Consider the following 14,150-nt stretch of genomic DNA (forward strand, 5'->3'; position numbering starts at 1 on the left):
CCAGATCATCCGCGACCTGACGACGCGAAAGCCCGCTGGTCAGCGCAATCCGCACCGCATCCTTGCGAAATTCATCCGTTCTGCCTGTGCCCATGGTTTATCTCCTTTGCTGCACATTACGTCATCAAAGGAGCGGCACCAAACCGCGACAAGTCCATGAACGTGGCCGAACAGCTGTAGAGCGCCTCTGCGTGCGCCGTTCCAAGTGATCATCGGATAGTGGCAGAGGACGAGGCTATGTTCGCCGTCCTGGATCTCGGCCATGTACTCAGTGCTGGCCCAAGGCAGCGAGATGACGGCTTCATCGTCGTGGTTGCCAATGATCAGATGCTTGCGGCCGGGGAGGCTGTGAAACCAGTTCTCGAACTGTGCCGTATCGTCAGCGCGACCGAAGGCAAAATCTCCCAAGATCCAGAGGTCATCATCGTGCGCGACACAGCCCTGGAAGTTTGCGATCAGGGCCGCGTTCATCTCCGCGGTTGAGGCGAAGGGGCGCCTGCAGAAGTCGATGATGCGGTGGTGGCCGAAGTGCAGGTCGGCCGAATACCAGTTGGCCATACCTGTGCCCTCCGTGTTCGTCACCGCTCAGTTTAGGGACGAGATCATACGGGCGCAAATGCCTGTTAGTTCAGAGGGATTCTGGACGGTAAGACGTTCGAAATGTCAGCAGATGCCAGTCTTGCCCGAGCAAGATGCCAAGTAGAACCGGATAGGTTCCAATCTTCGGCGCACATCACACAAAATGAATTTGGCTGGGATGGTAGGATTCGAACCTACGGTACACTGTACCAAAAACAGTTGCCTTACCACTTGGCTACATCCCAACTTGTGGGGCTATTTAGCGGGGCTTTATTCTGGCTGCAAGAGGAAAAATGTAAAAAATAATTGCGAACTTCATTCGGGTCGTGCAGGGGAGGGCATGAGCAGTCAAAACACAGTCATTCTTGGGGCCGGCGCTGCTGGCCTGATGGCCGCGATTGAGGTCGCGCGCCGTGGAAAACGTGCCATCGTGCTGGACCATGCGTCCCGCGCTGGCGAGAAAATCCGCATCTCCGGTGGGGGGCGATGTAACTTTACGAACCGCGATCTTACACGGCAAAATGCGACAGAGCGGTTTTTATCTGAGAATCCGCGCTTTGCCTTGTCAGCGCTAAGCCGGTACCGGCCGCAAGCCTTTATTGACCGTCTCGATCGTGCCGGGATTGCATGGCATGAAAAACATCGTGGCCAGCTGTTTTGTGACGGGAAGGCGGCGCAGATTATCGCAATGTTACTGGATGATTTGGCACAAGCGGGGGGCGAAATCTATCTTGGGACACATATCGACGCGGTCGATCGCACTGACAACGGCTTTACTGTCCACACAAGTGACGGCGCGCTGACGGCTGGTTCGGTGATCGTTGCGACGGGGGGCAAGTCAATTCCGAAGATGGGCGCCACGGGGCTGGGGTATAAAATCGCCGAACGCTTCGGTGTGCCAATTGTTGACCCGCGGCCGGGTTTGGTGCCTTTGACATTTGCCGAACAAGAGCTGGTGCGGACGAAACCGCTTGCCGGCATTGCCCTGCCTGCGGGTGTGTCGCATCATAAAACGCGCTTTGACGAAGATCTTTTGTTCACACATCGTGGCCTGTCGGGGCCGGGCATTTTGCAGATCTCCAGTTATTGGCAGGAAGGCGACGCTATCTGCATTGATCTTCTGCCGGGGGCCGATATCGCGCAGGATTTAGCGGCGCTGAAACAAGACACCGGGCGCATGGCATTGCATAACGCGCTGGCCCGATGGCTCCCCGATAAGATTGCTGCGCTGGTGGTGGCGGAGTCGGGGTTGTCTGGCCGTTTGGCAGATCAAAGCAATAAGGCGCTTGGTCATTTGGCCACTCATGTTCATGGCTGGACGCTGCGGCCGGTGGCCTCTGAAGGGTATCGCACGGCAGAGGTCACATTGGGGGGCGTGTCGACCGATGCGCTGGATGCCAAAACGATGGAGGCAAAATCTGTGCCGGGGCTGTATTTCATCGGTGAAGTCGTCGATGTGACCGGCTGGCTAGGCGGGTATAATTTCCAATGGGCCTGGGCGTCGGGCTGGGCGGCCGGGCAGGTGGCATAATCTGATCGTACGTCTCATAGTGAAATGCAAAACGGCCGGTCGTTATGACCGGCCGTTGTTTAATTCCATCCTGCATTCGATCAGATCGCGGATTGGATCCAGCTTTGCAGGGCCGCTTTCGGGGCCGCGCCGGTTTTATTCGACACTACTTCGCCATCCTTGAACAGGAACAGCGCCGGAATGCCACGTACACCCAATGTTGCCGGGCTATCGGGGTTCTCGTCGACATTGACCTTTACGATCTTGACCTTGCCTTCCATTTCAGTGGCAAGCTCTTCCAGCGACGGGCCGATTTGGCGGCATGGGCCGCACCATTCTGCCCAAAAGTCGACGACGACTGGGATGCTGGATTTGCGAACTTCTTCGTCGAATGTGGAATCTGTGACTGCGACAGTGGCCATGAGTCTCTCCTTAATCTGCGGTTGGGTGGAACGTAGGGATGCGACCGGGCAGCGTCAAGATACGGGGTCTGTGCGAAGCGCATCATCTAATTGTGCGCTATCAGCCCAGGTGATGGTTGCTGTGGCGGTCCATAGGATGCCGCAGTCGATCTGTTTATCGGGATGAATCTCTTTCAATGCAGCACGATAGGCGGCCAGTTGCCGCAACAGGCCCAGGGGAATTTGCGCCGCCTGTCGGGGCACAATAGCATTGGATTTATAATCCAAAACTTTCACATGGCTGTCCGTAATCAACAGACGGTCGATGATTCCGTGCATCTGCGCGCCATCGAAATCTGCGAGCGGCGCGGTCACTTCCACTTCAGCCAGGGTTTCGGGGCCAAGGAAAGGTTGCATTTCGGGGGCCTCCAGCACCCGCACCGCCTCTGCCATCAGCGCGGGCAGATCGGCGGGTTCGGCCGCATCATCACCCGCCAGCAACATCTCTGACGCCCAAGCGTCCCACTGATCACGGGGCCAGTTCGGCAGATGCTCCAGCAGCAAATGAATGTGTCTGCCCCGGCGCTTTGCCGCGTCTTCATCCAGGCCCAGCCCCTCACCTGGAAGGGCCTTGGCGCCGCCCAGATCCGATGGGGTGATCGGCTTAGCGGGTTTTGCCGGGCGTTTGGCCGGGGTTTGGGTCCAATCGGGCAGGGCGGCGCGGCTGATCACGCGTGTTTCAGCCATTGGGCCATTTTTCGGCCAAGCGCCATGTGACAACCGTCGGATTGGCCCCTGCGCGCGCAGCTCTGGGGACTGGCCGTGGTCTTCCTTTGCCCCGGCGGCGTGCAGCCCGTCAGCCACCAGCCCATACCAGCTTTCTGGCCCGGTCCCCACATCACCGGCGGCGGCCACGATCAGCCATCGTTCCGCCCGTGTCATCGCGACATATAGCAGCCGCATTTTTTCTTCTTCCTGCCGCTGTGTCGTGAAGTCAGCCGCGTGTTTTAAAATATCCGGGCGTTCATCCTTGACGGTGTCCCAAGCGGCGATTTCATCGTCACCAATACGTTGGATTTTGGGCGTGTGCGGTTTTTGGGACGGTTTGGCAGTGTCGGGCAGGATAACCACGGGGGCCTCCAGCCCTTTCGACCCGTGCACAGTCATCACCCGGATGGCGCGCCCGCCGGAGTCCAATTGCCGCTTTACCTGCACATCATCTGTGGCCAGCCAGACCAGAAACCCGGTCAACGATGGTACGTCCGAGCGTTCAAAGGCCAATGCCTGCGAGATCAACTCATCAATCCCGTCTTCGGCTTCGATCCCAAGACGCGCGATCAGCTTTTCGCGGCCTTGATGACGGGTCAGCAACCGTTCGATCAAATCATGTGGGCGCAAGAAATCTGCCTGGCCCAGCAAATCTTGTAGCACCCGAATTGTCGGGCCATGTTCGGGCGCATTGCGCAGCGCCTCCCATAAATAGCCGGGGCGCGGCTGGGCCAGGGTGTAAAGCTGTTGCTCGGTCCAGCCGAAAAATGGCGATTTCAGGGCCTCCGCCAATGCCAGATCATCTTCGGGTGTGGCCAAAAACCGCAAGACCGCGCCGATGTCTTTTACCGCCAGCTCGGCACCCAATTTCAAGCGATCCGCCCCGGCAATCGCCAGGCCGGCGGCCTTGCACGAACGGATGATTTCCGCAAACAAGTCAGAGCGGCGCTGAACAAGGATCAAGAAATCGCCTTCATGCAGGGGCCGGGCATTCGCGCCGGTGGCATCTGGAAGCTGCACGCCTGCATCGATCATCGCGCGAATTTCCTGCGCGATTGTTTTCGCCAAAATGACGGTGTGATGTGTTTCTTCGATCAGGTCGATCGGGTCTTCCCAATTGCCCGCTGGGGATTTCTCTGATGCCTCAATGGTGGGCCACAGATCTACACGGCCCGGCATTGCGTCGAAAAATGAGATATGTTCGGGCACCCCGCCCAAACCCTGTGCTGCCTCGCCACGGTCAAAGGTCCTGTCAGTCAACCCCAACACAGCATGAGAGGAGCGGAAGGAATGTTTCAGTTCGGCCTTTTGCAAGGGGCGGTCGATGGCGTCAAATTTTTGCGCGAAATGGCTCTGCATCGCCTCAAACTTGGCCAGATCGGCACCTTGAAACGAATAGATCGACTGCTTTCTGTCGCCAACGATAAAGATCGTTCGCGATTCATCACGGGCCCCTTCGCCGGCGGTGAATTCATCGGCCAAACGCTCAATCACGGCCCATTGCCCAGGCGAGGTATCTTGCGCCTCATCCACCAAAATATGGTCGATCCCACCATCCAGTCGGAATAAGACCCATTGTGCCAAGGCGGAATCAGATAAAAGCCGTCCGGCGCGGTCGATCAAATCATCGAAATCCAGCCATCCGCGTGCGGCTTTTTCCGCCGCCAGTCGGGGTAGGAACACATCCGCAAACCGGTGCAGCGCCTCCATACGGCGGGCGGCTTGCAAGGCGCATCGCTTTGGCCGCGCGATTTCGACACGGTCGATCAGCTCGTTAAGATCATCCATTAAATTGGCGCAGGCTAGTCGTGCGTCCTTGGTCGGAAAAGACCCTGACTTACCGCTAAATGGCTGCGCCGTGCGTGCACCGGTCAGCAAAACATCTTCCAGAACCGAAAGGCTGGAAAGGTCTGCCCCGCTTAGGGTCGCAAGTTTTGCGGCAGCCTTCTGGTCAGTCGGGCCAGATGTTTTCAACACAGTGACCAAATCCGCGAGCATCTTCAGATCATGCGTGTCGAACACATCCGCGAGCAGCGTCGCTTCGTCATATCCCGGGGGCAAGTCAAACTGCGCCAGCATGTCATCGAAACAAAGCCCCATGCCAAAGCCGGTGCGGTTGTGCACCATCGCCTGCAACAATGGTGTCAGATCTTCTAGCGCGCCGATCATGGCCAGATGATCCAATGCGGCGCGGTCTTCACCGCTGGCGATATCTTCCAAAATGTCTTGCCGCATCCTTTGCGCAGCACGCTCGTCCATCTCGCTGAACCCATGCGGGACGCCCGCCTCCAGCGGAAAACGGCGCAGCAATGCCGCACAAAACGAGTGAATGGTCTGGATCTTCAACCCACCCGGGGCCTCGATGGCCTTGGCAAATAACCGCCGGGCCTCTGCCAGACGCTCGGGCAGGATCGGGCCTTCTTCGCCCAGTTTGCTTAGTTCTGTGCGCAGCTGTGCATCGGGCAGCATGGCCCAGCCACCCAAACGGCCCAACAGGCGGTTTTGCATCTCTGTCGCGGCGGCTTTGGTATAGGTTAGACACAGCACTTTCTGCGGCTCTGTTCCAGCCAAAAGCAGCCGCGCAACGCGGTCGGTCAGCACGCGCGTTTTGCCCGATCCGGCATTGGCCGACAGCCATGTTGACCGCGTCGGAGACGCCGCGCGGATCTGTGCTTCGCTTGCGGCGTCGCGCGGTGTGGGGGCAGGGGCAGTCATGTCAAATCCTCTGGCACGGCCTCATCAGACAATTCCCATTCGCCAAAGCGCGACAGGTGGCCATAATCGCTTGCATGGCTTTGCAATTCCATCGCGCGCTGCGCGGTATAGCCTTGTTTGGGGTCAAAATATTGCGCGATCAGCATCTCAAATTTTGCCCAGCTTTCGGCCACGCTTTCTTCGCGGGCCGGCGTGTTGCCGTGTTTACGGGTGATGATCTTCGAACCGAAATCTGTCGTGGCACCGGCAGCGCCCAATTGGATATAACTCATACCAGCGACTTCGCGCGGGCCAAGGACCTCAAAGGCGCCGCGTTCAACCATCGCCGCTTCCAATAGCAACTGCTTATCATAGCTGATGACCTGCGCCGCGGTGGGCGGTGTGCCGGATTTGTAATCATAAATCCGTGCCCGGCCATCATGCAGCAGATCAATGCGATCTGGCTTGGCCGTCAGCGTGAATATTGGGTTTTGCAATGTCACGCTGCGCTGGTTTTCGACCACCACAGGCGTGCCATTTTCGGCGCGATGGATTTCATCGGCGACAAAGCGTTTGGCGATCCGTGCAATTCGCGCCAACCACAGCCGCTGCGCCGAGGGCCAAGGCACCGTCTTTTGCAGCACCTCTTCGGCCACACGCAACAGCCGGTCATGCGCCTGCTCAGGTGTGTCGTCGGAAATGGGGCGTTCGGTGAATGTCTCGACGATCTTGTGCAATACGGTTCCGCGCAGCAAGGGGTCAGGCTCTGGTGACAGCGGATTCAAAGGGTTCAGCCGCAAAATCCGCTTTGCATAAATCGCATATGGATCACGGATCAGCGTCCGGATCGCGGTCACCGACAGTTCTTTGGGTCGCTTTTCGACAGGGGGGCGGGGCGACGGCCTGCGCATGGGCGCGACATCTTGGCGTGGCGCGTCAAGCGATTGCGCCATGTCGACCCAACGGTTACCACGGTCAACCATTGCCTTTAATGCCTGTGGGCCGTCTTGTGCGGTCAGGCCCGACAACAGGTTCATCAAGCGGTTGATCCAACGCGATGGCACTGTTTCCGCTTCGGCATCGCGGCGGGCGCGTGACAAGATCACCTGCGGGGCTGCGACGGCTTGTTGAAAGTCATGCGCTGACAGGCCAATTTGGCGTTCCGGCAACAGCAGCCCGGCCTCTAGCCGCATCGCACGGCTAAGCCAAGGGTCGGGGGCCGGGGCTTCGGGCCAGCTGCCTTCGTTCAGCCCGGCCAAAATCACCAGGTCCGCCCCTTGGGTCCGGGCCTCCAGCGTGCCCCAGATGGCAATATTGGGATGGGCAGCCAGCCCGGCGCGCGCCATCCCGCCTTGCAGCAGGTGATGCACCAGATCGGCATAATCGCTGCGACTATAGTCCCCGGCAGTATCGGATTCGCGCAGCAATTCGGCAAAGATCCGACGGGCCTCACGCCCGCCTTCTTCCAGCCACAGCTCTGACGCGTCAATATCGCCGCCCGGCCCGGCTGCCAAATCCGCTGTGATCGCCAGATGTGCCGTGCAGATTTGGGTCAAAGGACCGCCCTGCGCGGCCGCTAACGCAGTAAGAACCGCCCAAACCCATTCGGCCCAGCGAATTTTGTCGTCGTCCTCTTTGGCCCATTTCATCAGTGCATCGCGGTCCGGAAAGGCCGGGCCATATCGACGTAAGCGCAGCTCTAATTCGCGGGTGTATCGCAGATGGGTGCCGCGCAATGTGGACCCCGTCGCTGTCAGCGGGTGCTTCAGCAAAATCAGCACGCCATCCAGCGCAATCCGTTGTCCCATCATCGCGGCCACATGGCGGATCAAACGCCCCGGCGCGGTCTGTTGTAATGGCTGTCCGGCGGAATCATCGGGGGTGATCCCCCAACGATCCAGCGCGACCGCAACGCGGCGGGTCAGCAAACGGTCGGGTGAAATCAGGGCGGCGGTTCGTCCCTGTTCGGCCGCTTCGCGCAGCACAAGCGCAAGCGCTACGGCTTCGTGGCGGGGATCCGGGGCCTCGATCAGGGTTATATCGCGAGTGCATTCGGCTAGATCAGGCAGGGATTGCCCTTCGCTCATCCATTGATCGGTCACTGGCGCGGGCCGCAGTGCCAAGGAGATCATCGCATTGCGCGCGGGCGATGCGGGTGGGGTTATGCTCCAATTTTGGACCTGATTTGGTGGCACGTCCAGTCGGTCCAAAAAGGCACGGTAACGATATTGCGGGTGATCCTCGATCGGGAAACTGCCCGATTTTAAGCTGCTCCACGCCAAATCGGGCATTTCAAAATCATATCCGGGCAGAACAACCGTGCCATTTGGCAGTCGCGCGACATGCTCCATGAACAAAGCCGTTGCCCCGCGCGAACCGGTGGAGCCTGCCACGATAATCGGGTCACTGGGGGGGGACATGGCCCATGTGTCTAAAATATGCTGCACGACGCGGCGTTGACGCGCCTCGGAATCCGGGGTGGCATCGGGTTCAAAATACCGCGCCACAATACGAATGAAATCAAGGCTTAGACGCCAATGCTGGGCGTGGGTGTCCGCGATATCCAACGCCTCAAGCGCATCGGGGGGCACGCCTTCGCTTTGCATTTCGGCCATTAATGTGGCGAGGCTCTCTGCCAGACCAAACCGCCCGTGACCGGCCTCAAACCCCGGTAGGCGATCTACCAACCCCGCGACAAGCTGCGCAAGTTCCAATTTGCGCCGTAGCGATGGGATTGCAGGGGGCAATCCGGGCAATGGTGCACGGCCAAGATCTGTAACCAACTTTAGCCGCGGCAGGTAGCGCGCGCCGTGGCGGTCGAATTCTTCGCGCACGCGGCGCATCATCCGCCCCGCGTTCAGGTACAGATGAACGCGGGCCATGGCTTCGGGGGGGTGATCTGCCATTTTGGCGATCAAGCCATTGACCAATTCACGCGGAAAATCGACCCCACATGGCAGGGCGTGAACGGTGGGTGCAGTCATGGCGTGTCCTTCAACAGGGTTTCTGCCAACGCAATACTGTCCGGACGGCCCACATCACACCAACCACCGCGATGCACAACACCATAGACCCGGCCCTGCGCCAGCAGCTGATCCCACAGCAGGTTCAGCGAGAAAACGTCATGCGTGATATCATGCAAACCTGTCGGATCAATGATTTGCGCCCCGGTATACACATGGCCCTTACCGCGCGTTAGCCGCCCATCGGGCGCAAGCGTAAAATCGCCCGTCCCGGTGTGACCCTGTGCCCGTTCTGGCGGCACAAGCATCAGCAAAGCCGACATTTGCGCGCCATCCCATGCCGCTCGCAACCCGGTTAACGGGTTCGGTCCGGTCCAGATCGCATCCGTGTTGAGGGTAAAAACTGGACCATCCCCCAGCAGTGGCAATGCCTTGCGCAGCCCGCCACCGGTTTCCAAAACCCGATCGCGCTCATCCGAAATATCGACGCCGCGACCGGCCAGATGATCAACAACCTGCTCGCCAAGATAATGGATATTGGCGACCTTGCGTGCCATCCCGGCCTGTTCCACCAGATCCAGCGCATGATCAAGCAGCGCGCGGCCTGCAACCTGGACCAAGGGCTTTGGTCGTTGTGCTGTCAGAGGCCCCATCCGGGTTCCAAAGCCCGCGGCAAACAACATCAGGGCATCTGGCGTGTGGCGCATCTTTTACGTAGCTCCTCAATCATCGATGGGTTCGGGGCGCGCAAAACAGTGCAGCTGCGGGCCAAGGGTGCAAGGGCGCGGTGGCTGAGGTTTCGGTGCAAATAGGCCCAGACACGAGGCATGAATTGCAAATATCCCGGTTTTCCGAAATCTGTGCAAAGCCTTGTAAAAATAGCTAAAATACGTAGTGCGCGTTGGGCACCCAGTAGGGCGTATATTGCGTGGAATTGTGTAGGGTCGCAGCCGGTTTGGGAAATGTAACGGGCGGTTTCGCGCGCCTCTATTGCGGCATTGACGTCGCGCCGGGCATCTTGAAACGCCGAGACCAAATCATAGGCCGGGTGGGCCAAGACCGCGTCTTGATAATCCAGCACGCCCATCCGTGCGATCCCGCTGCGGTCCGGCAGCCATAGGGCGTTTTCGGCATGGAAATCGCGCAGCGACATGACGCGGCGACCATCGTCCAATTGCGCCCATAGCGCCGCAATTTGCGCGGAAATCTGCGACGGATCGCTGGTGCAGGGATAATAGTCATCAACCAACCCTGTCAGCGCGGCAAGCCCTGCCCCATCAAGCTCGGTCAGACCCTGCGGTGGCGCCACCTGATGGAGCGCGGTCAGAAAGGTTGTGATCTGTGAATAAAGCTCTGCTTCGCGTTGGGGCTGATTTACGATTAGCGTCGAAATCAAATCATCGCCCAGATCCTCAAGCAGCAGCAGTCCGGCGCTCAGATCTTGTGCAAGGATTTCAGGCGCGGAAAAGCCATTGTCGCGCAGCCATCCGGTCAAAAAGACAAACCGGTTCAGCTCTTCCCCCGCGCGGGTGATCATCAGCACGGCCGAGGTGGCGTCGCGCGTTACCCTTTCATAGCGACGCGAGGATGCATCCCCGGCCAAGGGGCTATGCGTGGCCTCCGTCCAGCCGGATTGCGATAGGAATTCGTCAATTGCGGTCATGCAAGTCCGATCTTTTGCAGCCGTGCGGCCCATTCGGCATCGCCCGAAATCGTCACCTGACGCGATTCTCCATCAGCGCTGTTGCGAAAGGCAAGCTGCAGCGCGGTCTTTGGTGTCAGATCACCCAGCCGGTCTGGCCATTCCACCAGACATATCGCCTCATCGAAGGCCACATCCAAGCCAAGTTCAATCACATCATCGGGATGGTGCAATCGATACAGGTCAGCGTGCCAAATCTCAGGATCTGTTTCATAAACCTGAACCAGTGTGAATGTCGGGGAGGGCACGTCTTCAACCTGCCCACTTTGGGCCATGCGATCTTGGATAACTGTGCGGGAGAAATGGGTTTTTCCGGCGCCAATGGGGCCATCTAGCAGCACAACGTCGCCTGAGGCCAGTACAGACCCAAGGCGGCGGCCCAAGTCTGCTGTGGCATCGGCATCGGGCAAATCAAGCGAGCGGATATGAGGGGGCAAAAACGACATGCGCGCATCATGACGGTGACACGCGCAAGCCGCAAGATCTTGTCGGTTAATCTGACCCGGTCGCGGCCAAATGGCCGGTGATGGTGCGGGCTGGTTGCACATCTGCGACCAGCGGTGTGAACGAAATCATCAAACCTCCGCCGCTCATAGGAGTGAAACGGCCCATCAGTCGGCGGCCATCATTCATCCGGATCTCACCTTGTGCTGGTTCTCTGCGGCTAAAGCAAACGCGGGCCTGGCTCCAAATGGCGCTGCGTTCGCAACGCTCGCTCCAGCGGCGCAATGCGTCGGTCATCGTGATGCGCTGAACATTGTCTTGGCTATAGCCCCACAGGGTTTGATGCGCGGCATTGGTCAGGGTCAAATCCCCTGCTGCGCCAAAGACGGCAACGGCCTCTGAGATATTGTCCAAAACCGCTTGGCTGGTTTCCAGCTCGGCACGGAATTGCCGGGTCAAGGACACTTCCGAGGTGATATTTTCAAATAAGAAGGCAATTGCCCCATCCGGATGGGGACGGCCCGTCACACGATAGGTCTGGCCATTGGGCAAGGACCATGTTTCTTCATGGAAGCCTTTGGCCGCCTGGGTTTCCAGTTCGGTCATCTGCTCGCGCCAGCTGCGATAGTCTTTCGGCTCTGGCATCATACGTACCTCGCGTAGACGGTCCAAAAGCGCATAAAGGCTGGGGCGACCTGATAGGAAATCGGCCCCTAATGTTGTCAGGTCAATCAATGCAGGGTTGAATAGGCGTAAATGGCGGTTGCGGTCGAAAATAGCCAAACCGATTGGTAAATCCGCAAATGTCTTTGTGAGAGTCTGCACAAAATCACGCAGCGCTTTTTCGGCGCGGACGGTCGAATCAGCATGTTGTGCGAAATGCAGATGACCATCTTCGCCTGCAAAGCTTTGCACTTCGAACCAATGCTCCAGCCCGGCCTGGTCGGTAAGCATCACGCGGCGGGCTGCATGGCGGCGTGAAGATGCGTCCAGATCGAACAGACGCGGCAGTGGCCATAACAGGCCCTGATCTGCCTCATCCAAAGCACCCGATTGCGTCAGATAGGCCCGGTTTGCCCAGGTGATGTTACGTTCCGGATCTTCTTGCCACACCAATGTCGGTGCCAGATCCAGCGCATGGCGCAGGTGATCCAATTCGTCTTCCAGCGCGCGTTGCGACAGGCCATCCACCAGAACACCGCGGCCTTCTGCCTCTGGGTCGATGATCGTCAAGCGCATCATATTATTGACAGTTTCGGCAATTAGGCGCAGCGCAGGACCGCCATATTGCGGTGGGATGCCACGCAGTTCTATCCGACCTTCAGCTGGCAGGTCCTTTAACCGGGCGGTCAATGTGTCAAAGCGCGGCAGCAAGAAGGCCTGCAACCGGCCCCAATCACTGCTGGCAAGTGGCGACGCCTCTAACAGGCAGCGCGCCGGGCCTGTCGCATCGACCAGCTCATCCCCATCAAATAAAAAGACGGTTTGCTCCAGCTCTGGATGGGCCGGCACCAAAGCCGCCTTGCGCTGTTGCCGACCGACGATACGGGAGATCACATATAATGCGATCACCGCAGTCACCAGTGAGCTTAAAGCCACGATGGCAATCTGAAACACAACATCCTGCATCGGCGCACCTTTTTTCTGTCCTACCGGCAGAATTGCGCTCGAATAGTTAATTCGTCGTTAAGCTGAAAATATCGTTACCAAAAAGAATTGCTATTTAATGATCTGCTGATTGGTGCCAAGCGCGCCAGTATCGCGCACAACCAACCTATAGGCCGGCCAGCGCAGTTCAACCACCGCGCCTGATTGTTCGCAATCGGGTTGCCCGTTACGGAATTTCAGGTGCACGCCGGTGCGCTCTAGCAAGGTTTTGGCGATAAACAGGCCAAGCCCCATCCCTTCATAGGGGCCACGTTCGCGCTGCTCGGATGTGCGGGCATGCAAGAAAGGGTCGCCGATGCGGCCAATCACGTCGGGCGCATAGCCGCGACCATCATCGCTGATCCGCAGCACAATCTCCGACTGGCTCCACTTGGCATCTACCCAGACCGAAGTATTGGCGAAATCTACGGCATTTTGCACCAGGTTGCGAAGCGCGTGGATCAGCTCGGGGTAGCGATAGATTATGGGCTGGCGCTCTGGCCCATTGGCCATTGGGGCGCTGTGGAAATGGATCGTTTTGCCACGGTCCAAATGCGGCTCTGCGGCCTCTTTGATCACCGCCATCAGCGGGGCGCTTCGCAGATGTTTGTCATCTTTTCCCGCCCGGCCCATAGAACGCATGATGTCACGGCAACGATCGGCCTGTTCGCGGATCAACAATGCATCTTCGCGTAAATCTTCGCGGTCAGACAATTCGTCATAAAGCTCTGATGAGACAAGCTTAATGGTGGCAAGTGGCGTGCCTAGCTCATGCGCGGCGGCGGCCACCACCCCGCCCAGGTCGGTCAGTTTCTGTTCGCGCGCCAAGGCCAGCTGAGTTGCCAATAGCGCGTCCCCCATTGTGTGAATTTCCGATGCAATTTTATGTGCATAGGCGCCAAGAAAAGCGACCCCGATCACAATCGCCAGCCAATAGCCAAATTCAAACAAAGGATGGGCCTCGATCATTGTGCCATCCACCAGTTGCAGTGGGGTGAAGACCAGCGCAACAATTGAAATCAGCGCAATCGCGACAGACCCCACCAGCATTGTCGGCAGCCGTTCCAGCGCAGTGGCTGCAATCGTCGCGGGGACCAGCATCAGCAACGCGAAGGGATTGTTTAAGCCCCCGGTGAGCGCCAGCAGCAGCGCCAATTGTGCTGTATCAAACAGTAGCATTGAGGTGGCTTCGGTTTGGCTTAATCTTCGATTTTCAGGAAATAGGAAAATTGCAACCAGATTGGCGGCAACCGCCGCACCCACGGTGGCAAGGCATAGCGCCAGATCCAGATGAAACCCCAGCAGAAAATTGGCGACAAATATTGCGATCAACTGTCCGGTAATGGCTGTCCAGCGCAGAAAGATCAGGGTCCGCAGACGCACCCATTCATGATGCGCTTCAATCCGGGCCATCCCCGCATCTGGAAAACCGCTCATTCCCT

Annotated in this window: 10 protein-coding genes and 1 tRNA gene; 2 read left to right on the forward strand and 9 right to left on the reverse strand. The window is 58.3% G+C overall.

The genetic code is table 11. The features are described from left to right. Positions 1-237: 237 nt before the first annotated feature. Positions 238-483: a hypothetical protein gene (locus BFP70_RS21260; protein WP_066012438.1), complete on the forward strand. Its 246-nt coding sequence runs from the start codon at positions 238-240 to the stop codon at positions 481-483. Positions 484-749: 266 nt separating this feature from the next. Here the strand turns inward: BFP70_RS21260 and BFP70_RS14855 are convergent. After that, a tRNA-Gln gene (locus BFP70_RS14855) sits at positions 750-824 on the reverse strand. Positions 825-919: 95 nt separating this feature from the next. Here BFP70_RS14855 and BFP70_RS14860 point away from each other — a divergent pair. Continuing rightward, a complete protein-coding gene (locus BFP70_RS14860) occupies positions 920-2,110 on the forward strand; it encodes an NAD(P)/FAD-dependent oxidoreductase (protein ID WP_066012440.1) in 1,191 nt (396 codons plus the stop codon). An 80-nt stretch (positions 2,111-2,190) separates the two neighbouring features. Here the strand turns inward: BFP70_RS14860 and trxA are convergent, their stop codons facing one another. The 8 genes from trxA to regB form a co-directional block, all read right to left on the reverse strand. After that, positions 2,191-2,511 (reverse strand): thioredoxin, encoded by a 321-nt coding sequence (gene trxA, locus BFP70_RS14865; protein ID WP_066012441.1) that lies wholly within the window; start codon positions 2,509-2,511, stop codon positions 2,191-2,193. A gap of 54 nt (positions 2,512-2,565) precedes the next feature. After that, positions 2,566-5,973 carry a double-strand break repair helicase AddA gene (gene addA, locus BFP70_RS14870; protein WP_066012442.1) on the reverse strand — a complete coding sequence of 1,136 codons (3,408 nt, stop codon included), beginning with the start codon at positions 5,971-5,973 and terminating at the stop codon, positions 2,566-2,568. Continuing rightward, a complete protein-coding gene (gene addB, locus BFP70_RS14875) occupies positions 5,970-8,936 on the reverse strand; it encodes a double-strand break repair protein AddB (protein WP_066012443.1) in 2,967 nt (988 codons plus the stop codon). The genes addA and addB overlap by 4 nt, the downstream gene beginning before the upstream one ends. After that, the gene (locus BFP70_RS14880; RefSeq protein WP_066012444.1) at positions 8,933-9,622 is read right to left on the reverse strand and encodes a nucleotidyltransferase family protein; all 690 of its coding nucleotides are present in this window, start codon (positions 9,620-9,622) and stop codon (positions 8,933-8,935) included. Before BFP70_RS14880 ends, addB begins: the two co-directional genes overlap by 4 nt. Continuing rightward, the gene (locus BFP70_RS14885) at positions 9,598-10,578 is read right to left on the reverse strand and encodes an aminoglycoside phosphotransferase family protein (RefSeq protein ID WP_066012445.1); all 981 of its coding nucleotides are present in this window, start codon (positions 10,576-10,578) and stop codon (positions 9,598-9,600) included. The genes BFP70_RS14880 and BFP70_RS14885 overlap by 25 nt, the downstream gene beginning before the upstream one ends. Next, entirely contained in the window at positions 10,575-11,063 is a 489-nt protein-coding gene (gene tsaE / locus BFP70_RS14890; RefSeq protein ID WP_066012446.1) for a tRNA (adenosine(37)-N6)-threonylcarbamoyltransferase complex ATPase subunit type 1 TsaE, read from the reverse strand. Before tsaE ends, BFP70_RS14885 begins: the two co-directional genes overlap by 4 nt. 46 nt (positions 11,064-11,109) lie before the next feature. After that, a complete protein-coding gene (locus tag BFP70_RS14895) occupies positions 11,110-12,690 on the reverse strand; it encodes a PAS-domain containing protein (protein WP_066012447.1) in 1,581 nt (526 codons plus the stop codon). Positions 12,691-12,780: 90 nt separating this feature from the next. After that, positions 12,781-14,145 carry a sensor histidine kinase RegB gene (regB, locus tag BFP70_RS14900; RefSeq protein ID WP_066012448.1) on the reverse strand — a complete coding sequence of 455 codons (1,365 nt, stop codon included), beginning with the start codon at positions 14,143-14,145 and terminating at the stop codon, positions 12,781-12,783. Positions 14,146-14,150 lie beyond the last annotated feature (5 nt).

The organism is Thioclava sp. SK-1, assembly GCF_001705665.1.
In the GTDB taxonomy this organism is placed as follows: Bacteria; Pseudomonadota; Alphaproteobacteria; order Rhodobacterales; family Rhodobacteraceae; genus Thioclava.

Bases quoted from the DNA above. Each gene is read 5' to 3' on its own strand.
- BFP70_RS14895 (WP_066012447.1), bottom strand. From the start codon at position 12,690: ATGCAGGATGTTGTGTTTCAGATTGCCATCGTGGCTTTAAGCTCACTG.
- addA (WP_066012442.1), bottom strand. From the start codon at position 5,973: ATGACTGCCCCTGCCCCCACACCGCGCGACGCCGCAAGCGAAGCACAG.
- tsaE (WP_066012446.1), bottom strand. From the start codon at position 11,063: ATGTCGTTTTTGCCCCCTCATATCCGCTCGCTTGATTTGCCCGATGCC.
- BFP70_RS14860 (WP_066012440.1), top strand. From the start codon at position 920: ATGAGCAGTCAAAACACAGTCATTCTTGGGGCCGGCGCTGCTGGCCTG.
- regB (WP_066012448.1), bottom strand. From the start codon at position 14,145: ATGAGCGGTTTTCCAGATGCGGGGATGGCCCGGATTGAAGCGCATCAT.
- addB (WP_066012443.1), bottom strand. From the start codon at position 8,936: ATGACTGCACCCACCGTTCACGCCCTGCCATGTGGGGTCGATTTTCCG.
- BFP70_RS14885 (WP_066012445.1), bottom strand. From the start codon at position 10,578: ATGACCGCAATTGACGAATTCCTATCGCAATCCGGCTGGACGGAGGCC.
- BFP70_RS21260 (WP_066012438.1), top strand. From the start codon at position 238: ATGTTCGCCGTCCTGGATCTCGGCCATGTACTCAGTGCTGGCCCAAGG.
- BFP70_RS14880 (WP_066012444.1), bottom strand. From the start codon at position 9,622: ATGCGCCACACGCCAGATGCCCTGATGTTGTTTGCCGCGGGCTTTGGA.
- trxA (WP_066012441.1), bottom strand. From the start codon at position 2,511: ATGGCCACTGTCGCAGTCACAGATTCCACATTCGACGAAGAAGTTCGC.